Annotated in this window: 19 protein-coding genes and 1 pseudogene; 9 read left to right on the top strand and 11 right to left on the bottom strand. The window is 70.5% G+C overall.

The genetic code is table 11. From position 1 onward, the window contains the following. Positions 1–777: 777 nt before the first annotated feature. Positions 778–1356, bottom strand: coding sequence for a fascin domain-containing protein (locus AB1460_RS29235; protein ID WP_368965312.1), 579 nt, complete (start codon positions 1354–1356; stop codon positions 778–780). A gap of 478 nt (positions 1357–1834) precedes the next feature. Further along, positions 1835–5830 (bottom strand): helix-turn-helix domain-containing protein, encoded by a 3996-nt coding sequence (locus AB1460_RS29240; protein WP_368965313.1) that lies wholly within the window; start codon positions 5828–5830, stop codon positions 1835–1837. 692 nt (positions 5831–6522) lie between these two features. Here AB1460_RS29240 and AB1460_RS29245 point away from each other — a divergent pair. The 4 genes from AB1460_RS29245 to AB1460_RS29260 all read left to right on the top strand — a co-directional run bounded on the left by AB1460_RS29245 (position 6523) and on the right by AB1460_RS29260 (position 8981). Then, positions 6523–7389 (top strand): DUF2599 domain-containing protein, encoded by an 867-nt coding sequence (locus AB1460_RS29245; protein WP_368965314.1) that lies wholly within the window; start codon positions 6523–6525, stop codon positions 7387–7389. A gap of 40 nt (positions 7390–7429) precedes the next feature. Then, the gene (locus AB1460_RS29250; protein WP_368965315.1) at positions 7430–8359 is read left to right on the top strand and encodes an endonuclease/exonuclease/phosphatase family protein; all 930 of its coding nucleotides are present in this window, start codon (positions 7430–7432) and stop codon (positions 8357–8359) included. A 153-nt stretch (positions 8360–8512) separates the two neighbouring features. Then, positions 8513–8671 (top strand): hypothetical protein, encoded by a 159-nt coding sequence (locus AB1460_RS29255; protein ID WP_368965316.1) that lies wholly within the window; start codon positions 8513–8515, stop codon positions 8669–8671. Position 8672: 1 nt separating this feature from the next. Then, complete coding sequence (locus AB1460_RS29260) at positions 8673–8981, top strand: hypothetical protein (protein WP_368965317.1); 309 nt, start codon at positions 8673–8675, stop codon at positions 8979–8981. Here the strand turns inward: AB1460_RS29260 and AB1460_RS29265 are convergent. The 3 genes from AB1460_RS29265 to AB1460_RS29275 form a co-directional block, all read right to left on the bottom strand. Further along, entirely contained in the window at positions 8927–9196 is a 270-nt protein-coding gene (locus AB1460_RS29265; protein ID WP_368965318.1) for a hypothetical protein, read from the bottom strand. The two genes, AB1460_RS29260 and AB1460_RS29265, sit on opposite strands and share 55 nt — an antisense overlap. 522 nt (positions 9197–9718) lie before the next feature. Further along, positions 9719–10978, bottom strand: coding sequence for a toll/interleukin-1 receptor domain-containing protein (locus tag AB1460_RS29270; protein WP_368965319.1), 1260 nt, complete (start codon positions 10976–10978; stop codon positions 9719–9721). Between the two features lie 403 nt (positions 10979–11381). Beyond that, complete coding sequence (locus AB1460_RS29275) at positions 11382–11759, bottom strand: pentapeptide repeat-containing protein (RefSeq protein WP_368965320.1); 378 nt, start codon at positions 11757–11759, stop codon at positions 11382–11384. Between AB1460_RS29275 and AB1460_RS29280 the strand changes: the two are divergent. Together AB1460_RS29280 and AB1460_RS29285 are read left to right on the top strand one after the other, a co-directional pair. After that, a pseudogene (locus AB1460_RS29280) lies at positions 11671–12440 on the top strand (ribose-phosphate diphosphokinase); the annotation flags it as partial. The gene AB1460_RS29275 and the pseudogene AB1460_RS29280 sit on opposite strands and share 89 nt — an antisense overlap. A 70-nt stretch (positions 12441–12510) precedes the next feature. Beyond that, positions 12511–12936: a type II toxin-antitoxin system PemK/MazF family toxin gene (locus AB1460_RS29285; protein ID WP_368965321.1), complete on the top strand. Its 426-nt coding sequence runs from the start codon at positions 12511–12513 to the stop codon at positions 12934–12936. 741 nt (positions 12937–13677) lie between these two features. Here the strand turns inward: AB1460_RS29285 and AB1460_RS29290 are convergent. The 4 genes from AB1460_RS29290 to AB1460_RS29305 all read right to left on the bottom strand — a co-directional run bounded on the left by AB1460_RS29290 (position 13678) and on the right by AB1460_RS29305 (position 16236). Then, positions 13678–13899 carry a helix-turn-helix domain-containing protein gene (locus AB1460_RS29290; RefSeq protein WP_210921643.1) on the bottom strand — a complete coding sequence of 74 codons (222 nt, stop codon included), beginning with the start codon at positions 13897–13899 and terminating at the stop codon, positions 13678–13680. Further along, positions 13899–14390 (bottom strand): DUF2975 domain-containing protein, encoded by a 492-nt coding sequence (locus AB1460_RS29295; RefSeq protein ID WP_368965322.1) that lies wholly within the window; start codon positions 14388–14390, stop codon positions 13899–13901. The genes AB1460_RS29290 and AB1460_RS29295 overlap by 1 nt, the downstream gene beginning before the upstream one ends. Positions 14391–15193: 803 nt before the next feature. After that, complete coding sequence (locus AB1460_RS29300) at positions 15194–15979, bottom strand: hypothetical protein (protein WP_368965323.1); 786 nt, start codon at positions 15977–15979, stop codon at positions 15194–15196. Beyond that, a complete protein-coding gene (locus AB1460_RS29305; protein WP_368965324.1) occupies positions 15976–16236 on the bottom strand; it encodes a hypothetical protein in 261 nt (86 codons plus the stop codon). Before AB1460_RS29305 ends, AB1460_RS29300 begins: the two co-directional genes overlap by 4 nt. A 227-nt stretch (positions 16237–16463) precedes the next feature. Between AB1460_RS29305 and AB1460_RS29310 the strand changes: the two genes are divergently transcribed. Both AB1460_RS29310 and AB1460_RS29315 read left to right on the top strand, forming a co-directional pair. After that, positions 16464–16634 (top strand): excisionase family DNA-binding protein, encoded by a 171-nt coding sequence (locus AB1460_RS29310; protein WP_368965325.1) that lies wholly within the window; start codon positions 16464–16466, stop codon positions 16632–16634. A gap of 538 nt (positions 16635–17172) precedes the next feature. Further along, positions 17173–17751 carry a hypothetical protein gene (locus AB1460_RS29315; protein ID WP_368965326.1) on the top strand — a complete coding sequence of 193 codons (579 nt, stop codon included), beginning with the start codon at positions 17173–17175 and terminating at the stop codon, positions 17749–17751. A 7-nt stretch (positions 17752–17758) separates the two neighbouring features. On the opposite strand, the gene AB1460_RS29320 is transcribed toward AB1460_RS29315, so the two are convergent. Together AB1460_RS29320 and AB1460_RS29325 are read right to left on the bottom strand one after the other, a co-directional pair. Next, positions 17759–18136, bottom strand: a complete 378-nt coding sequence (locus AB1460_RS29320; protein WP_368965327.1) for a hypothetical protein — start codon at positions 18134–18136, stop codon at positions 17759–17761. A 61-nt stretch (positions 18137–18197) separates the two neighbouring features. Then, a complete protein-coding gene (locus AB1460_RS29325; protein ID WP_368965328.1) occupies positions 18198–18761 on the bottom strand; it encodes a hypothetical protein in 564 nt (187 codons plus the stop codon). Between the two features lie 359 nt (positions 18762–19120). Here AB1460_RS29325 and AB1460_RS29330 point away from each other — a divergent pair, with 359 nt between their 5' ends. After that, positions 19121–19888: a serine/threonine-protein kinase gene (locus AB1460_RS29330; protein ID WP_420497405.1), complete on the top strand. Its 768-nt coding sequence runs from the start codon at positions 19121–19123 to the stop codon at positions 19886–19888. The last annotated feature ends 9 nt before the right edge of the window (positions 19889–19897 follow it).

Consider the following 19897-nt stretch of genomic DNA (forward strand, 5'->3'; position numbering starts at 1 on the left):
CTCCGCCGCCAGCCCCCTGGAGATCGACTCCCGATCCTCCAAGGTCAACTCCACGCCCCGCACCCAGCCCTCCGATCAACAGATCACCCTTCTACCAGGGCTGATGCACTGACCGTCTGAGACCGCCGCCCGTTGGGCGCGGCCTGCGCCGTACCGGCGACCGAGAGCGCACCTCCGGTGAGCAGCCCGAGAATCAGCGTGGCGTTCAGCAGCTGACGGAACAGCCTTCGGCGGATGCCGGGTAACCGCTGCCGGTCACGTCGGCGGCGGTGTGGATTCTGACGCATACAGGTCCCCCTCCTGGACGACTGGACACCGACATTGAGGCAGGCCAGGGCCTACCGGCCAGCCCTGGGGCGGGTTCCGTACGAGTCCGTACACCTTGACGATCATCACCATCACGACAGCTGGCCGTCTGTGGCCGACGCCGTCCCAGATCGCCGGCTCAGGGACAGGGCCAGCCCACGCGAGAACGGGGTCTTCACCCGCTGGGTTGTCCCGCCGAGTCGGTACACCCCGGGCCGGGAAAGCCGGGAGGGGTCGTGGCGTCAACCCCACCTTCGCCCGGTGCGCTGGTGTTTTCGGCTGGACAGGCTAGCCAGCCTGACAAGGCCGGTGCTGCCCCACCTCAGGTCGTGATCGTTGCGCCCTGGCGGTCGTACCGGCAGCCCGTCCACGACCACCAGAGGGCCCAGTCAGCGATCATGACAAGGACGGTCGCCGCCCGGCCGCGAGCGACGCTGCCGGGCAGGGACCGTCCGAGCGCGGCCGTCACCCTCAGATGCGCCTCTGCACGAGCTGGAACTGCTCCCAGGGGCCGATGTCCGCGTTCCTGGCGCGAAGCATTCCCTTCTCGGTCGAGCTCCACTGGCCACCGAGTTCCGCCGACACCCACTTGTCGGCCGCCGGGGAATACAGGCTGCACAGCGGGACTGAGCAGCTTATGCGGAACCTTTCCCAGGGCCCGCGCTCGCCGGCTCTTGCGCGAAGCACTGCGAACCGGTTCGCGCCGCTGTAGTCACCCCCGAGCTCAACCGAAACCCAGTAACCGGACGATGGGGAGTACAGCGAGACATCTCCGTTAGCACTGTCCAGGCAGAGAAAAAATATCTCCCACGGCCCAAGGTCGGCTTCCGCAGTTCTCGTGCGAAGCATTCTGTACTTACTCGTGTTCTTGTAGTTTCCGCCAAGCTCCACCGCAACATAACGGTTTGCCGACGGAGAATAGATATTGTAATATGCCGACCCGGGCCCACAATCACCGGCGCTCGCGGGCGGCGCTCCGCTCACCGTGGTCGCCACGACCAACAGCACTGTCATGACGGCCGCCAGGATTACCCCTCTTGCGGTCGACATAGTTCTCATTTTCATTCTTTCTCCCTATGGTGCGAGAAACGAGTTTCAGGCCGGAGCCAGGCCAGTTCTGCAGCGATGACGACACGCCCGATTCCGGGTTCAACGAGAGCACGGCCGACTCAGGACAGGGATTTGATCCGGTCGACAGGAGCGGCGCGGACACACTTCTTCGGAATCCCGGGCCTGTTCAGAGGTGCTTACGGCAGTGAACGAGAACGACGGATGATCGTCCAGCCCGGGCAGGAATCCCGTACGAGTCCATACACCCGGCGGGTCCGCGTCGGCGGTGTTTGGCTCGCGCGTTCTCGCAGGTGGTGCCTCGTGTGCCTGGGCGGCAAGACGGCGCGCCGCAGCGGGTCGCCAGACCCTCTGCACGGCGGAAGTCCCTGCGACGACAGCGGAGGCGTCGCCGGCCACGTGGGGCGGACCGAGGCGCCGTGTCACGACGGAGGCCGACGGCCTCCTACTGTCAGGACAGTCAGGAGCAGATGGGCCGGTAGGGGACACCGGGGATGTATTTGCCCCATTCGGCCTCGGTGATCAGATCCCCGGCGGTCGCGCAGATCCGGTGGGTCAGACGGTCGGCGTCTGTTTCCCCCCACAGGTAGACGGTGTTACCGGCGGCGGCGGCGAGAATCTGACCGTCGCCGCTGAACTGCGCGTTCCAGACCGTTTCGCTCTGCGGCTGCATGATGACCAGGGTCCGCGGTCGTCGCCTTTTGCTGACGTCCCACATCCAGACCTGGCCGGCGCTGGTGCCGGCGACAAGGGTCCGGTCGTCCGGGCTGAACGCCAGGGTCTGTATGTAGCCGTCCGGTCCGGTGATCGCCGGGCCGAGCGGGGTCGGACGGTCGGGGCGGGTGATGTCCCAGAACCGCACGGTGCCGTCGGCGCTTCCGGCCGCGAGGAGACTCCCCTCGGTGCTGGTGGCCACCGAGTACGTGTAGTCGTTCGACACCGGGATCGGCGACCCGAGGCGGGCGGGATGGCGGGGATCCCGGACGTTCCAGAGGGTCACGGTGCCGTTGGAGTTCGCGGTGGCCAGAACGCGGCTGTCCGGGGTGAACGCGAGCTTGCGGATGGTCCCGGCGGCCGGGCTGATCGTCGCCCACGGCCGTGGGTCGTCGCCGGGGTCACTGCCAGGGGTACCGCCGGGGGCGGCGTCCCACAGACGTACCGTGCCGTCCCGGCCGGTGCTGGCGAGTGTCCGTCCGTCGGGGCTGAACGCCAGATCCTCGATCTGACCGGTGTGGCCTGAGGCGAATTCTTGGGTGAGGACGGGCAGTTCCGGGGCCGAGATGTCCCACAGCATGAGGGTGTCGCCCTCGTGGGTGTTGGCCGCGAGGGTGCGGCCGTCCCGGCTGACCGCGACGGAACCTCCCATGCGGTCGATGCCCGGCGGGGCGGTCAGGGGCTGCCCGACGGGGACCGGGCTGTTCGGATCGCGGACGTCCCACAGCCGCAGGTCGATGCCCCCGTCGGCCAGCAGCGGGCGCCCCGGGGCGAACTCCAGCGTGGTGACCCTGCGGCCGGTCGTGGGAATGAACGATCCCGGCACGAGCCACCGGCGGGCGACGCCGTCCGCGCTGTTGGTCACCAGCGCCCGGTCATGGTCGCGGAACGCCACCGCCGTCGCGGGTTCCGGGTGGGGCAGCGCGAGCACGACCTGTGCGCGGGCGACGTCCCAGATCTGTACTCCGGTCTCGGTGCCGGCGGCGGCGAGATACCGCCCGTCGGAGCTGAACGTGACCGCGTTGATCCATCCTGCTCCGGGCAGTGTCGCGGCCGGCACCGGATGCGCGGGGTCCGTCGTCCCCCACAGCTGCACCGTTCCGTCGTTCACGCCGGCGGCGAGGGTGGCGCCGTCGGGCGCGAAGGCGACGGCGTTCACCTGGCTGCGCGTCGACAGCGCCGCGCCCACCGGCCGGGGGTGTCGCCGATCGGTGAGATCCCACAGCCGGACGGCGTTGTCCGCGTCCGCCGCCGCCAGGACACGCCCGTCCGGGTGGAAGGCGAGGGACTGCACGCTCCCGCCCGCGCCGGTGAGCGCCGGTCCCAGGGCGGCGGGGCGCTCCCGGTCGCGGACGTCCCACAGCGTGACGGTCGTGTCCCGGCTGCCCGCGGTCAGGGTGGTGCCGTCGGGGCTGAACGCGACCGCCAGCACCCGGTCCGTCGGCTCGGTCAGCGGCCGGCCCAGTGCTACGGGGTGGGCCGGGTCCGCCACGTCCCACAGCCGCACCGTGTTGTCACCGGAGCCGGTCGCGAGCGTGCGGCCGTCCGGGGAGAACGCCACCGCGTAGATCGGGGCGGTGTGCCCGACGAGGCGGGTGCCCAGCCGTACCGGACGGCCGGGGTCGCGCAGGTCCCACAGTTCGACGTCGGTGTCGGCTCTGGCCGCGCCGGCCGCTGCGAGCAGGGTGCCCGCGGTGTTGACGGTGACGGCCTGCAGCAGCCCGCTCGGGCGCACCATCCGGGTCACGGCGGGCAGGCCCGAGGAGGCGATCAGACTGGAACGCGCTTCCACCGTGGGCGCGATCCGGTAGGCGGCGACGGCCAGCTGCGCGGCCATCGCGGGGTCGCTGCCACGCAGCCGGTCGGCGGTTCCGGCGATCTGCCGGGAGACCGCCAGGTTGCGGGCCCGGTCGGCGGCCCTGCGCTGCTGGACCGAGTAGACCGTGGTGGTGCCGGTCACCAGGACCAGCACCGACAGGGCCACCGCCAGCCGCCGCAGCCGTCGGGCGCGGCGGCGCTCGGAGCGGCGCTCGGCTTCGACGGCTTCCACGCTGGTGTCGAGGAACCGCTGTTCGGACTGGTTGAGCTCGCCGCGGCGGCCGAGGTTGTCGGCCCATTCGACCGCCGCCGCGAGCCGCACACCCCGGTACAGCGCACCCGGATCACGGTCCGTCGCCTGCCAGCCCCGGGCTGCCTCGGTGAGCTGGCGGTGGATGCGATGACCGGCCCGGTCGGTGTCGATCCACTGCTGCAGACGAGGCCAGGCCCGCAACAGGGCCTCGTGGCTGATCTCCACACCCTCGACGTCGGCGGTGACCAGCCGTTGGTCGACGTACCGCCGCAGGACGGCGCTGCTCTCGGCGTGGTGTGCGTCCTGCGGGGTGCCGATCAGCTCGTCCAGCCGTACCCGCCGACGGGTGTCGGGGGTGTCCTCGCCGACCTGGACCAGGCGCAGGAACAACCGGCGGGCCAGGTCCTTCTCCGGGTTCGTGAGCTGTGCGTAGAGGGAGTCCGCGGTCTGGGCGACGGCGCCCTTGATGCCGCCCGTGGCCGCGTAGTCCTCCACCGTCATGGTGGCGCGTTTGCCGTGCTCCCAGGTCGCCAGCAGCGCGTGGGACAGCAGCGGCAACGTGCCCACGTCATGTGCTGTGCCCAGGCCGGCATCACGTGCCGCGCCGGCCTGGGTGGCGGCCGGCGCCAGCTCCCGCAGCAGCAGGTGCACCAGCCCGTCCTCGACCGCCAGGCCGGCCAGCCGCGCCGGCTCGGTGATGGCCTGCCGCAGGTCGTCGTCGCTCAGCGGACCGACCACGACCTGGTCCCACTGCAGAGCCCGGGCCAGCACAGGCCAGCGCAACGCGGCCGGGTAGAAGTCCGCCCGCATACCGGCCACCACGCGGATCGACGCCTGCGGGCGCCCGTCGTCCGTGCGCTCGTCGTCCGTGCGCCCGTCGTCCGTGCGCTCCGCAGCCACCGCGGGGTGCGCGGCGAAGGCCGTCAGGATGGCGACGTAGGCGTCCTGCTCGCCCTCGTCACCGCAGGCGAAAAACTCCTCGAACTGGTCCACCACGATCAGCAGCGAACCGGTCAGACCCTGACGCACCTGGTCGGCGTACCACTCCGGCCGGGTCCTCAGCTCCGTCTCGACGTCCTCCGCGCTCGCCTCACCGAGCAGGGCAAGCTCCGCCGCGAGCCCGGCCACAGGATGACTTCCCGGCGTCACCAGGACGTGGCTCCACCGCGGTTCACCAGGCTCGGTACGGCCACGCAGGGTCGCTATCAACCCTGCTCGCAGGACCGAGGACTTACCCGAACCGGAAGGTCCGACCACCATCAGCGGACCGCGCGGCCGGTCCGGGCCGGTGACCCGTTCCACCAGCGCGGAGGTCAGCCCGGCGCGGCCGAAGAACCAGTCGGCGTGCTCGGGCTGGAACGACTCCAGCCCCCGGTAGGGAGTCACCCCCGCCGCCGGCCGCCCGAGCGGTCGGCGTAACCGCTGCCAGCAGTCGACCCACTCCTTCTGCCCGCTCTCGGACACCCCGCACGCGTCCAGCAGGCCCACAAACAGCTCCTGCTGCGCCAGCGTCGGCAGATGGCGACCGGTGCACCACCCACTCACCGTGCCCGACGGGACGCCTCCTCGACGTGCCAGATCCCGGACGGACAACCCGGCGGCCTCGCGCAGGCGCGTCAGCGCGCTTCCGAAGTCCTTCTTCGTGCGCACGAGCGCCAGGTCCTCGTACACCGCACCCTCGTGCACCCCGCAGCCCCCGTCGCCCCGTCGTGCCTGCGGCCCCGCCCTCGACGACCGGGCCCGTCATGTCACCGCCCGTGACGTTAGCCTTGTTCTCCGTACAGGTGACGTATTTCGGTGATTCCGTATTCTTCGGCCGCGCCAAGCTCACCGCGGGCCTGCTGACACAGCCAGCGGGCCGGTCTCGCCCCCGGCCCCCTGATGCAGGTCGGTCCCTCCGGGGGGCACGTCCTCGGTGCTGCGCACCGGCCCTGATGACAGCGCTGCACCAGCGCGGCAAGGTCGACGGCGGGACGTGACGATCCGTCGTGCTGACGTCGACCCGGCCGCGGCCGGAGCCCTGACGGGCGAACTCTGGCAGCCGCCGGCGGCGACATTCATCTGTGGGACCTCGATCCCGAGGACACGGTCCGGCGGGCCTGCGGGGCTGACGGGGACCCGCTCACCCGGCTGGAGTGGGACAAGTCCGTGCCAGGAGTGCCCTATCAGCCCGGCTGCCCCTGACCACGCACCAGACCTGGTCAGGGGCATTCCGGCGCCGCGGCCGGGGTGTACGGAGTCGTACGGGATCCACCTCGGGACACCCGGACCGGTGAGCCGCCGGTGTCTCATGGCCTCCGAGGGATCACGGCCACGGGCCGGAAAGGGAATCCCGAGAACCAGCTCCGGAAAGGACGTACATCATGCCCGGCCATCAACCGTCGCGTTCAGGGCGGCGCCTTCGCGGCCTGTTGTCGCGCCGGCCACCAGCACCGCGCGCAAACAGGACGTCGACGGGGCGGAGGACCCTTCTGCGGGTCGCCGTCGCCGGCGCGGTCGCCTCCGCCGTCGTCATCGTCTCCGCCCCGGCCCACGCGGCCTCGACAAACTCGATCGTCTATCACGCCGACGGCGCGGTCGCTGGCGAGGTGTGGTTCAACTCGGGATTCAGCTCCGAGCATGTCGGCGCCCCGCAGTTCGGCCCGAACACGTTCACCGTCAGGGACCGTTTCTGCGGGGACGGCTGGGGTGTCGGCGTCGAATGGACCGTCGGGGGCCACACGGACACCTGGCGGAGCGCCGGGGACTGCGGCCCGGAGGAGGTGACCTTCGAGGCGGGCCCGAACCAGGCGACCGCGGCCGAGCTCAGCTGGCGCTCGTTCCGCTGGGACGTGAACGGCATCAGCGACACGACCTACGAGCTCGCGCGCGACGACTGGATGGGCTCGGACAACGGCTGTGACAGCGTCTGGATGGGACGGGTCGCCACCTACGGCTTCGACGTCGAGGCAGTGGGCCACACGTTCGAGGTGAGCATGTGGCCGACGCTGACCGCCCGGGCCGCCGGCCGCAACCTGGTGCCGGAACTCTGGGAGGCGGTCCAGGCCTGCAGCCCGCTACCCAAGGCCCTGACCGAGACCCAGCGCAGCTCCCTCTACAAGCAGCTCTACTGCCACGCCGTCTTCGGGGTCGACAAGCGCCTCGGCGGCGAGACGTGGGACCTCGAGGCCGACCGGGAGGACATCTCCTGGGCGAAGGTCATGCTCGGCTGGAAGAGGTGCAACTGGTGACGTGGATGCGGACACGGCGCCCGCACGGCCGGAGCGGATCATGAGGGCCGGGGACGCGCGGCGGACAGAACCCGGCCGGGCCAGGTGGGCGGCGGCGCTGGGCACGCTGCTGATCACCCTGGCGGTCACGGGCGGCCCACCGACACCCTCCGCGGCCGCCACCGACCCCGTGTCCGAACCACCCGTCCAACAGACCCTGAAGGTCCTGCACTGGAACATGGCCGGCGCGGCGCGCAACGACGGTGACGGGCCGCCGGTCGACCGGCTCGTCGAGCGGATACGGGAACTCGACCCCGACATCGTCACGATCAACGAGATCTGCCACAGCCAGGCCACCTATCTGGACGACGAGCTACGCGACGCCGGCATCTCGATGTCCTGGCACTTCGGCCGTGCCTCCACCAACTGGTTCAACGCCTGTAACGGCTGGTTCGGAGCCGACGCCTGGGCGGGGAACGCCACCTTCACCAAGGCGCCCGTCGGTGCCGAGCAGGACTACTGGTTCAGCGGGGACGAGGTCGTCGAGGAACGCGGCACCCAGACCCGGGGATTCACCTGCCTGACCGCGTACTTCGCCCGGCCGGTGCGAACCTGCGCCATCCACACGGACCCGACGGACGACCTCGCCCAGCGGCAGGCCGCGGCCATCGCGGCGAAGTTCTCCACCGACATCGACCAGACGCCGTACATCCTCGCCGGGGACTTCAACGCACCCCCGGCCACGCACCAGCAGACGCTGTACGCACCGGAGGCCGGCGGCGCCGGGAAGTTCTACGAGGTGGGCTGGCAGCAGCCGGGTATGGGCGCGAGTACCCACCACGAGGGAAAGCTCGACTTCATCTTCGCCAGCCGCGGCAGCTTCGCCCCTGAGACGGTCGAGCAGGTGCTCGACGGCGGCACCTGCTCCAGCAACGACGACGAGGACTGCTCGGACCACCGGATGCTCTACGGCGAACTGGTTCTTCTCTGACCCGGCCGGGCGGCACCCGGAACAGGTTCCGTCCCTGCCGCCTCGCGCTCCTTTCGGGCCTGTCCCACGCCTGCGCGCGACCACCATCAGAGAACCTGGAGAAACAACGATGAAAACGCTGACCGGAGAACCTCCCGGCGTTACTTCCTGCACATGATGTTGATCACCTTACTGGTGCTCCTGCTCGGCCTCGTCGTCACGCCACGACCAGCGAAGGCCGAGAGCTGCAGCTACCCCACGTTCCAGGTGTACCCGGGGTCGGCGATATCCATGGTCAGATACGCCGAGGTGGACTTCCACTTCGAGGTGTGAGGTGTGCGGCACGGACCCGTCGTCGTGGCAGGCGTCCGTGACGAAGGAGCAGACCAACTCCACGGGGAAGAACCTGGGCTTCTTCCTCGACGGGACCTCGATCTCGGGAACTGGCAGCGGCGGATACTACAAGTACTTCGACGCGGAGATCGATGCCAGCACCTGCGTTCCGCGGGTCGGCTGGCCCTGCTCGAGTTCCTACAGCCTCACCGTCAGCTACACCGTCACGCTTGACCGCTTCGGGAATCCTCAAGTCTACCAGAGCGCGGCCTCGGCACCGCTCGGCATGACGCTCTTCTCCACACCCTGACCGACGCCGAGACCATGGCTGGGCACGTCCGGCTGGGACGGCATGGACACCGTGCCGTCCCAGCCGGGATCAGTCGCTGGCCCGCCCAGGTCGTCCACCGGCCCCGACGCCGACAAGCTGCTCCTCACCGTCGCGGACCGCGGTACCGCGACGACGGCGCCGTCCGGGACGACAACGCCGCCGTATGCCTCGGGCTGTAGGAATGTCTCACTCATGATCGCCTCTTCACGCCACGTCAGTCGCGGGGCACGGCCAGACCACACCCACCGTCGATCGTGCTCTGTCGCACATCCGGTGGTGACGTACAGCGACCAGGCACCGCGCCAGTGTCCACGTCCGTTTGGTGCCATTACGAGGCTTTCAGGTGTCACGCTGCGGCGACTGCCCGGCCTTGCGGTCGACGACGGGACGCCCGACTCTGACCATTTTGACTGTCCTCACGGGCACTAACGCACCGTCACCACCGAAAGTAAGCCAGAGCCCGACCTGCGGGTTTTCCCTGTCTACCACGGTCGCGGATTGCTGTCGGACTGTTGCCATGTGACAAACAGCGGGGGTCCGGACAGGTCAGCCGAGCTGGTTCAGATGGGTCACCAGTGGGGTGGTTCGTCCAGCCGGGCGGGGGCGCCATGGCTGCCACCGGCCCTCGCCCGGCAGAAGAAATCGAAAACGCTCGTTTTTGTCGCCCGCGCCGTCGGAGTGGCTGGTTGTGGGGGATTTCTGGTGTTTTTGCGTGATCAGGGGATGTTCCACAGCCACACGGTGCTGTCGTCGCCGTTGATATTGCCGCTGCCGCTGGCGAGGGTGCGCCGGTCGGGGGAGAACGCAACGGTGTTCACCGGGCCGGTGTTGTCGGTGAGGGTGTGCAGGAGACGGGGGGCGGCCGGGTCGGTGGCGTCCCACAGCCGCACGGTGTGGTCGTTGCTGCCGCTGGCGAGGGTGTGCCGGTCGAGGGAGAACGCCACCGACCCGACGGAGGCGGTGTGCTCGGTGCGGGAGGCCACGAGTTCGGGGAGGGGTCCTGCGGTCATGTCCCACAGCCGCACGGTGTGGTCGTTGCTGCCGCTGGCGAGGGTGCGCCCGTCGGGGGAGAACGCCACCGACCACACGGTGATACCGCCGGGTAGAGGTTGGGAGTCCTGTGTGGCGATGTTCCACAGCCGGATCGTGCCGTCCTGGCTGCCACTGGCGAGGGTTTCTCCGTCGGGGGAGAAGACCACCGACCGTACCGGGCCGGTGTGGTCGGTCAGCGGGGGGCGTGGCCGGTGGGGTGTGGGAGTCGATGTGCGCACAGCGGTGGGGGTGGGTGCTGCGGGGCCGGTGCTGGTTGCGGTGGGATTGTCGTCCTGGGTGGAACGGACGAGGAGACCCGTGCCGGTGGCGAAAAGTAGCGCCACGGTGAGCGAAAGGTCGCGGCGTGACAGCCCGCGGGGGATACGCCCGGGCCGGGTGCGCCCGTGGAGAGCGGGCTGGTCGGGGTCTGGTGTCACCGGCCCGGGGAAGGGCGGTTCTGTTGCGGTGGTGGGGGTCTGCTGGAGAGGTAGGGCCTGCCCTGGGGGGAAGGCGGGTGCGGCGGTGGGTTTCGCCCGTCCGGCCCGTGCGGTGGTGATCGCGTCGAGGAGGTGCTGGCGGGCGGTGTCGGCGGGATGGCCGAACAGATCGATCGTCACGATCTGGCCGAGCAGCCCTGGGCGGGGGCAATCCTCCACCCGGACGGGGAGCAGCCTGCGGGTGAACCCGGCGGGGTCGGCGGTGTGGGCGGCGTGCCATTCGTTCTGCCCGTAGACCGAGCGCAGGTAGGCGGCGGAGAGCAGGGCGATGGTGCGCTCGGCCTCGGTCGTTCCCTGCTGCATGCGGACCGCCCAGTTCGACCCGGGCACGAAGTCCCACGCCTGGATCAGCACCTGGTAGCCGGCGTCTTCCAACTGCCAGGCGACCCATTCCGCCCAGTCTTGGTCAGCCGCCGTGTAGGAAACGAAGAAATCCCACTGCGACACCGGCCCGCCACCGTCTTTACCCCCGGGTGCGTCTCCGGTTGGTTGCTCTGCGCCGCCCATAACGCCTCAGCCTGCACCATGCCGGCCATTGCACCTGTGGCAGGGGCGGGCACGCCGGCCGACATTCGAGACGGTCCCGGAGTCGAAGCCGGGGGCCGCCTCACTTCTTTCTCAGCTACGCCTCCTCGAGGTCGTCAGCGTCGGGCAGGGGGTCGATGCTGGCAGAGTCGCGTGTTCAAGTGACCTGTATTCGCAAGATCGAAAGCGGTGATCGTCGCTGTCGGTATCGGTTGTTGCGTGATGACAGGCGGCCTCGGCGGGCGAAACGAGGCGCCGAGGCCGGACACGCCCTGCTGGTGGCAGGAGCGACGATCAGCCTTCGTCGTCCGACTCCGTAGGCGGGTCATATGCGGGCCACGACGCCGGACGCTCCACCTCCGCCGGCAGCCGCGTTCGGGCGTCCCCCTGCGCCGCCGCCACCTGGTCGCTCGACAGGCCCTCCGCCCCGGACAGGTTCGCCCCCGCCCAGCCAGGTGCGGGTGAGGTTCGCCCCGCCCAGCTGGGCCCCAGCGAGGATGGCCTCGTCCAGCCAGGCACCGGTGAGGTCCGCCTCGCCACCTCCGCGAGGTCCGCCCCGTCCAACTCGGCGCCGGCAAGGGCCGCCCTGCTCAGCCGTGCACTGGGAATGTTTCCAGCCGCTGGCGAGGCCGGTCCAGGAGCATCTGGTCGAGCCGCTGTTGATGATCGACGCAGCGAAGGGTGCGTCCGCGGCGCGGATCACGGTCGTCCTCCCGCACTACTCGTATGTACGGTCGGACAAGAAGGAAGAGCCGCGGATCTTCGATAGGTGGGCGGCTTGTCGCCGATCTGCTTGGTGACCGCCTGGGCGAGCACGATTCTCGTGGTGACGTTGCACTCGCCCCAGGTGCACGGTTTCTTCAGCGTTCCCGTCGACCATCTGCACGCGCTGCGGGAACTCGCGGAGCACTTCCGCGGGTACGACCTGTCGAACACGACGGTGGTCTCCCCCGACCTCGGCTACGCGAAGGAGGCGGCGCGGTTCACCCGGCGGCTGGAGTGCGGGTCGCGGCGGTGCCAAGCAGCGGTTCACGGACGACCGGGTCGCGATCAGCACTGTCATCGGCGACGTCGCGGACCGGGACATCGTCATCGTCTACGACGAGATCGCGAAGGGCAGCACGGTGCTCGAGCTGCTCGCGAGGCTCCGCGAGGTCGGTGTCCGGTCGATGTGGGTGGCGTGCACCCACGGGCTGTTCGTCGACGGGGCGCTCCGTCGGATCGGCGGCCAGTCCGACGTGACGGAGATCGTCTGTACCGACACCGTCCCGATCCCGGTGGAGGCGCGGACGCCGAAGCTGACGGTCCTGTCGGTCGCGCCCGCGCTGGCCGAGCCATGCGGCGTATCCACAACGGCGAGTCGGTCAGCGCCCTGTTCGACTGAGTGCCGGTGGTAAAATGATCAGTCTGGACCACGTGCGGGCGTGGACCTTCCTCCTGCTCGGGGACTACCGATGCGACGTGGCGAAGTCTGGTGGGCCGATTTCGGAGAGCGGCGGCCTGTCATCCTGCTGTCCGAGGAAGCGCACATGGAGTTCCGGGCGATGCAGATCGTCGATCCGGCGACTGTCGACATCACCGGCGTCGGACTCGAGGTGACGGTGGGCGCCGTCGAGGGGCTGCCTCTCGACGGGGTCGTACGAGTCGCGTTCCCCCGCCCGGGTCTCATCCCGTGTACATGGCTGGCGACGGTGACGGAACGGGACGTGATCGAGCGGGCGGGAGTGTTGCCCGAGGCAAAGCTCGACGAAATCGAGAGGGCCCTCCGTCTTGGCGGCATCGCCACGGAATCTGATCTTCAGGGGCGGTCCGGTAAGTCCCGGGTTACTGGCAGAGGCGCGTGTTCAAGTGCCCTGTGTTCGCAAGATCGAGAGCAGTGACTGTCACGGTCGGTGACTGTGGCCGGCTCCGTAGCGGGCAGGGGCGGTGCAGTGGTCGGGTTCGTTAGTGGCCTGGCCTGGTGGCTGCAAGTCCGAGCAGTTCCGGGACTGGTTGGTCGCCGTCGTCTTCCGCGGTTTCCCGCAGGACGAGCCCCGCGCCGGTCCCCATGAGATAGGCAATTTGGGCCCAAATTGCGGTCTGGTCGGCGATCCGGCGGGATCGCTGGGCCCAGGTGCGGCCTTAGCGGAGGATCCGGTACCGATCACGCTCGGACCCCGACTCGGTGGCAGGGGGGCGGCGGGTGCGAGCTCGCGGTGCTCGCGCACAGTGAGCACCCCCCTGGCTCTGTCCGCGGAAACGGACCGCAGATGTTGGTGACTTCTGAACGCACTTGACGATCAAGACCGTCGATCGATGTTCGCGAGAACGGACCGCGGCGAGGCCAGCGCACACGCGAAGTGCCTGCTGGCAGTGGTCAAGGACAGCAGCAAGGGGTGCGGTCCGAAGTCACGAACACAGGCCGCCGGTGTCGCTGGGATGCGGTCGGCGCCGACGAACATGTGCGGTCGCATCTCGCGGACAGAACCACCCCCCGCCCGTCCCTGTCAGGCGACGTTTGAACTGGCCTGCTGGGGCGCCGTGAGCTGGGGCTGGCCGTCCGCGTTGGCGGGGCCGGGTCGGACGGCCGTCATTGGGTCTGGCCTTTTTCTGGGTGGTAGCCCAGCGGCGGCAGGCATGGTTCATGCGCCCGCGGTGTCCTCGGCCTCCCAGCGCAGCAGGTCGCCCGGCTGGCACTTGAGCACCTCGCAGAGCGCGGCGAGCGTCGCGAAGCGGACCGCCTTGGCGCGGCCGTTCTTGAGGACCGCGAGGTTGGCGGGAGTGATCCCTACGCGGTCCGCGAGCTCGCCCACGGACATCTTCCGTCTGGCCAGCATCACGTCGATGTCGACGGCGATCGGCATCAGATCACCTCGTCCAACTCGGTCTGCATCTGCGCCGCTTCGACGTCGCGCGCGACGGCCTGGGCGAGCAGCATCCGCAGCACGAGCACGATGAGCGCGACCCCCAGGACGGCCAGGCCAACCCCGCCCATGATGACGGTGACGCCCGGGTCGTCCCGCTGGCCCGGCGCATTGAGGGCCGTGACCGCGAACCACACGAGGGCAGCCGCCACGATCGCGCCGATCACGACGTCCACGTACCGGAAGGCGGCGTGGGAGAACACGGTTCCGCGTCGCACCATCGTCACCAGCCGCCATACGCAGACCAGGGCGACCTGGACCGACACCATGCCCAGGATCGTGATCATGCGCAGCGGGGTCAGTGGGAGCGACCCGTCCTCCGGGTCGCTCCCACTGACCAGCGCCCACACCATCCCTGCCTGTACGAACACGGTGCCGGCGAGCACCACCGCGAGCACGGCGCGCAGCGCACCCACTGTCAGCTTTCCCATGACCCATCCTCCCATCGAGTCGCGATGGGAATCTATCGATTTTCGATAGGTGAAGCAAGGGAGGGCGGAGGGGGTGGCAGTTTCGCACCGCGGCGAGACGCCGCCGCCCCCTCCCATGGCATGGCGTGCACGGGAAGGTCCTTGATCTTGTCGAAGTCGGCCTCGCTTGAGCACAAATCGGACGCCATCCGACTACGCCGAAACCTTGGGCCAGATCGGATGACGCATGGCCAGCGACTGGCCACCACTACTGACGGGTGGCCAGACCCGACGACGCTCGACAGCCGCACGTGTTCTTCCTGCCCTGGGGGCGGCGTAGCCTGGCCGCCGGCCGGAGGGGCCCACAGGGCCGCTGACCTGTGCTGGTGTCGTGCCGGGTCCCCCTCCAGCTTCGGCGGAGCCGGTGACGGTGGGGGTGGAGGAGCCGGTCACGGAGCCGGTGGCAGCGGCGAGACCACGCCGATCCCCCTCCCCGGCGGTGAGGTGCCCGGCCTACGGTGGCGGTGGCGCGTCGGTCGGTACGGCCACCAGCGCGTCCCCGGGGCTGGGGAGCGTCACCGCGGTGGTGCTTCCCAGCCCCGGGGACGCGCCGGTGGTTCCCCCACGGACCCGCTCACCCGACCCCCCACCGGCCCGCTCACCGGCCCCCCTGTAAAGACGGGTGGGTGGCGGCCGGGTGCACAGCGGCTGGTCAGCGGGGATGTGGGACCTACCCGAGTACTCCGCGACATAAAGGGCCGGAACGGTCCCGTGTCCTCGCAGGGGTGCTGACCTGCGACTGTCAGGCCAGTGTCAGATCACTGTCAGGTCCCGCTGGCCCCGGCCTGCAGCTCGGCGAGACGGGCCCGGGCCGCGGCGAGCTGGTCCAGGGTGGCGACGTCGCCGGGCTTCTCGGTGAGCATCGCCTCGTACAGCGCGACCGTGCGCTCGGCGAGGGTGCGTTCGTGGGTGGCCTCACCCGGCAGCGGCTCCAGGCGGGTGGTGCGCTCCAGCAGCCGGCGACCGGATGTGATCACCGCTGCGGACAGGCCCAGCGCCCAGCCGTCGCGGTCGTCCAGCACGGCGGAGACCGGCCGGTCTGTCCGGTCAGGGTCGCCGGGCTCGCGGTGGCGGGTCACCCAGCTGTCCAGCGCCGCGGCGACCTGCCGGGGTGCGGTGGCCGCGTCGGGCAGCGCCGGGGTGAGGATCCGCCCCCCGCCGCCGGGCAGGTAGGGGACGTCCAGGCCCCGCTCCCAGTCCGCGATCCGGGTCCGGAACCGCTCCTGGGCGGCCTGCCGGGAGATGCCCAGTGCCTGCCCGATCTCCTCCCAGGTCGTGCCCCGTGCTCGTGCGGCGACCACCGCGGCCGCCAGCACCTCCTGGGCGTCGGACACCAGCCGCTGGGCGTATTCGACCAGCCCGGCCGGGGAGCCGTAGCCGTCCGCACTGGTGGGGACCAGGCCCCCAGCGACCCGCGCGGTCTCCGCGGCCGCGGACGACAGCGACAGCCGGGCCAGCACCGCCGGCGGTGTCGAGAAGGCACCGGCTGCGCGCAGCCGGTCGTAGACGGCCTCGCCCAGCGGGTCGGTCGTGTGCTCGTACTCGCTCACGCTGACACCTCCCCGGCCATCGCCGGGGCCACCACCGTCTCGTACCGGGCCAGCGCCGCCGCCACGTCCGGCGCGGACCGCATCCGCTCCAACGCCTCCTGCACCTGGACCAGCCAGACGTGTGTCAGGTCGTGCGCCAGGCCCTCATCGTCGTCGGGGTAGTCGGTCTCCATCCCCAGCAGCGCATCCAGCAGCGTCGCCTGCATCCCCAGCAGCTCCTGGCGCAGCCCCGCCCGGTCCAGCGTGTCCGACCCCACCGCCCCACCTCCATGTCCGGATCATCTTGACAGCATCGACGGTAGGACGATCCGGGTCGGACGTCAAGATGATCCGGACATCCGGTCGGGCTGTCGCGTCGGCGGCCACTCGCACGCCTGTCAGGGCGCAACGTCGCCACAACGCTGTGCGGTTGCGGTTGAACACGCCTCTGACCTGGGGCGACGCTCCGTCACCTGACAGGCAGAACATCGGTGAAGGGGGAACGATGCTTCGTCTCGAACAGGCCGCGCGGCGCGCGGGTGTGGACGTCTCGACGATCCTGCGGTGGATCGAGGACGAGCAGCTGCCGGCCTGGTGGACGTCGACCGGCTGGCGGATGGACGCCGCCGACGTCGACACCGGGGTGGTCCAGGTGCTGGCCAGCCGTCCGGCGTAGGCGGCGCCCACCAGACCGGGCACCGTCGTGGGATTTCGCGTTCTACGCCGGTGAGTCTGGGTGAGCTACGGAGGACCCCACCGACCCGCCGACCTGCGCGGACGCCACCGGGTGGGGTCCTCCGGCTCTTAGAGCCGGAGGAGTCTCGGAGGACCCTGCGGGGGGTCTACGGAGGACCGTGCAGCAGCGGCCTACCAGCGATGATGATCTAGGCCGTCGCGCCGGTCACGTCGGGAAATCCCCTCCTCCACGACGGAAGCCTGGCCGGTGGCCGGAGGAGGCCACAGCCCCGCCGAGCTGCACGGCAACGAGCGCCACACCCCTCCGGCTTCGGCGGAGCCGGTGACGGTGGGGGTGGCGGAGCCGGTCTCGGAGCCGGTGTCAGCCCCAGGGCGGCCGCGCCCCCAGACGGGGGACACGTGCCAGGCCACTGTCCGTATCGGTCGGGGGCTGTGCGCCGGTGGGGTGTTTGTAGGGTGCCGGGGCGGTGGTGCGGCGACCCGGTGCACGCGCCCCGCGGGCCGGCGGGAGGGCCGAGATGGCGGGCGTGCTGAGTCTGGACGAGCTGGTGGGGTTGCTGGACCGGTTCGGGATGAGAGTCGAGGTGGACCTGGCCGCCGCGGCCGCGGACGGGATGGGTCCCGAGTTGGTGGCCGCGCGGCTGGCGCACGCGCTGGTGGGGGCGGTCGAGGCGCACGCGACCCGGGCTGAGGACGCCGCCCGCCACGCGGGGGCAGGACCCGCAGACATCGGGCAGGTGGCGTTGACGGCGTTCGCGGGCGCCGGCTGCGCGGCCGAGCCCGACGAGTGGGCGCTGCTGGAGTGGCGGGCGACCCGCCTCGCGATGGTCCTCTCCGCCCTGGACTTCACCGGCCCGCTGCCCCGCCAGGGCCAGGTCGGGTCAGGTGACACGCTGGTACGGACCATCCGCACCGTCGCCGCGGCCCTGTCCGGGATGACCAGCGCCCAACACGCCGCGTCCAACCCGCACCGCGGCCCGCAGGAGGCCCGCGACGCCGCCCGGGCACTGTCCCGAGGAATGGACGCCCTGGAACAGGCCGCCGCGGACGCGCCCCTGCACCGCACCCTCAGCCAGCTCATGCAGATGACGGACTGAACGCCGCTCAGGGGGCATCAGCCTCGAGCGTCCACCCGGTCCCGGCCACGATCTGGCGGGCCGCGACAGTCGCCGCGGCCACGATGGCGGCCGGGTCACCGCCATGGCCGCCCGGCCAGGACCAGCGGGTACGCCGCGCGGGCAGGGCGCCGAGGGTGCCCGCGCCTCCGCCGCCGGTGTAGCCGGCCTGGTCCGCGGCCGCGTCGATCACGTCGTGCACGTCGCGGGGCAGCCGTTCGAGCCCGGGGTGGTGGATGGTCAGGCGCCGCCCGCCGGCGGCGTAGAACTCCGCGGCGTCGATGGCGCTCAGCCCGGCCATCCGCCGCACCCACGCCTCGACGCTCTCCCCCGGCCGCAGGTCCTCGTCCCGGTCCATGGCGCTCATCGTGATGTTCCTGTCCGTACGTCGGGGTCGATGTCGGGCAGGCCGGTCCGGTGCTGGTCGCTCATGCCGACGCGGCCGGGACGACGGGGGAACGCCGGGTGAACCGTTCCTGTGCGGCCTGCCGGGACACCCCCAGGGCACGGCCGATGTCCTCCCACGTCGTCCCGCCGGCGCGAGCGACGCCGGCGGCCTGGTGGGCGAGCCGGTCGGCGCGGCCGGTGGCTTGGCGCAGCAGCACGAGCGCGGCCAAGGGCCGGGCATCGACCAGCTCACCGACCCGGTCCAGCAGCGCGTCCAGGTCGTCCAGCAGCTCGCCCGGGGGCACGTCCACCAGCAGCCGATCAATGTGGACCCGCCACTCCGCGTGGCCCCGATCCTCGTGGACCTTTTCGAGGTCGTACAGGTCCCCGGCCGGGGCCAGGTCGACCGGCACCCCACGCCAGCCGCAGGTGCACGCCGGCACCAGCCCGTCCCCGGCCGCCATCACCGCCGCGTTGGTCATGCCCATGACCGTCCCCGCTGGCCAGCAGCCGTCAGGGGCGTACGGGTCGGGCACGTCCCGGCCGAGCCGCACACCCAGCCAGCCCTCGTGCGCCTCCCCCAGGTCCTCGTGCCACCAGCCCACCGGCGTCTCCCTCCCTCGGGCCCGCCGTCCACGAACCACCGCACGCAAGTGTCCTTGACGGATTTGATGTTGTCAAGGTTCCTTGCGTTCCCGGTGGCGATCCGGATCACGGCGCCCGATAAGCCTCCCGTCCCAGGCCTGTCCTCTGCGGGTGGACGCGGGCGGCGAGTCGTACGACAGGGCGGGATCCCGTACCCGTCAAGATCGCCGTCGGCGACATTGGCCGTCAACAGTGTTGATTATCTTGAGGGGAGGGCGGGGGATGGTCTACGTACCTGACTGGTGGCGGTTCGTGGCAGGCTGAGCGGCTATGAGCACGGGGCGCCACGGCGCGGGACGGGACGCCGCCCGATCCTTCGATGATTGTTGACCGGGGGCGGGTCGAGAAAGCGCTGCCCGGCTACCGGGTCGGGGACCGGCTGGGATCGGGGCAGTTCGGGCTGGTGCTGGCCGCCCGCCACCGCCGGCTACGCCGCCCGGTCGCGGTCAAGGTGATGGACGCCGAGGGCCCCGAAGGACACACCGTCGACTTCGCCGCCGAAGGGCGGATCCTGGCCGACCTCGACCACCCCCACGTGGTCCGGATCTTCGAGTATGTCGAGGCCGAGGGCCTGTGCCTGGTCGTGATGGAACTCCTGCCCGGCGGCACCCTGACCCGCCGACGCAACAACTTCCCCGCCCCCCAGGCCTGCGCGGTCGGCCTGGCAGTGGCCGCTGCGTTGGAACACGCCCACACCCGCGGGGTGCTGCACCGCGACATCAAGGCCGACAACATCCTGTTCGCCGCCGACGACACGGTGAAAGTCACCGACTTCGGCATCGCGAAGATCTTCGAAGGGTCCGCGGCCACCGCCAGCGGCCGGGCCGGCACCCCGATGTACATGGCCCCCGAACAGATCGACGGCGGCCGACTCGGCCCCGCCACCGACCTCTACGCCCTCGGGGTCGTCCTCTACCAGCTCTTCACCGGCGCCCCACCGTTCGACCCCCGCCAGCCAGTCCCGCCCCTGTGCCGCACGCCCCCCGTCTCTTATACACCACGCGACCTGGCGGAGATCGCTACTCGTTCAATTTACGGGTGCACAGTTGCCTTACTAAAAAAAACAATTATCAAGTACCAAAGTTAAGATTAATTA

This window comes from Parafrankia sp. FMc2 (assembly GCF_041008525.1).
In the GTDB taxonomy this organism is placed as follows: domain Bacteria; phylum Actinomycetota; class Actinomycetes; order Frankiales; family Frankiaceae; genus Parafrankia.

What these genes read in the sequence shown, in the direction of transcription:
- AB1460_RS29235 (WP_368965312.1), bottom strand. Translation starts at nt 1,356, where the DNA reads ATGTCGACCGCAAGAGGGGTAATCCTGGCGGCCGTCATGACAGTGCTG.
- AB1460_RS29245 (WP_368965314.1), top strand. Translation starts at nt 6,523, where the DNA reads ATGCCCGGCCATCAACCGTCGCGTTCAGGGCGGCGCCTTCGCGGCCTG.
- AB1460_RS29250 (WP_368965315.1), top strand. Translation starts at nt 7,430, where the DNA reads ATGAGGGCCGGGGACGCGCGGCGGACAGAACCCGGCCGGGCCAGGTGG.
- AB1460_RS29255 (WP_368965316.1), top strand. Translation starts at nt 8,513, where the DNA reads ATGATGTTGATCACCTTACTGGTGCTCCTGCTCGGCCTCGTCGTCACG.
- AB1460_RS29265 (WP_368965318.1), bottom strand. Translation starts at nt 9,196, where the DNA reads ATGAGTGAGACATTCCTACAGCCCGAGGCATACGGCGGCGTTGTCGTC.
- AB1460_RS29285 (WP_368965321.1), top strand. Translation starts at nt 12,511, where the DNA reads ATGCGACGTGGCGAAGTCTGGTGGGCCGATTTCGGAGAGCGGCGGCCT.
- AB1460_RS29290 (WP_210921643.1), bottom strand. Translation starts at nt 13,899, where the DNA reads ATGCCGATCGCCGTCGACATCGACGTGATGCTGGCCAGACGGAAGATG.
- AB1460_RS29295 (WP_368965322.1), bottom strand. Translation starts at nt 14,390, where the DNA reads ATGGGAAAGCTGACAGTGGGTGCGCTGCGCGCCGTGCTCGCGGTGGTG.
- AB1460_RS29310 (WP_368965325.1), top strand. Translation starts at nt 16,464, where the DNA reads ATGCTTCGTCTCGAACAGGCCGCGCGGCGCGCGGGTGTGGACGTCTCG.
- AB1460_RS29315 (WP_368965326.1), top strand. Translation starts at nt 17,173, where the DNA reads ATGGCGGGCGTGCTGAGTCTGGACGAGCTGGTGGGGTTGCTGGACCGG.
- AB1460_RS29320 (WP_368965327.1), bottom strand. Translation starts at nt 18,136, where the DNA reads ATGAGCGCCATGGACCGGGACGAGGACCTGCGGCCGGGGGAGAGCGTC.
- AB1460_RS29330 (WP_420497405.1), top strand. Translation starts at nt 19,121, where the DNA reads ATGATTGTTGACCGGGGGCGGGTCGAGAAAGCGCTGCCCGGCTACCGG.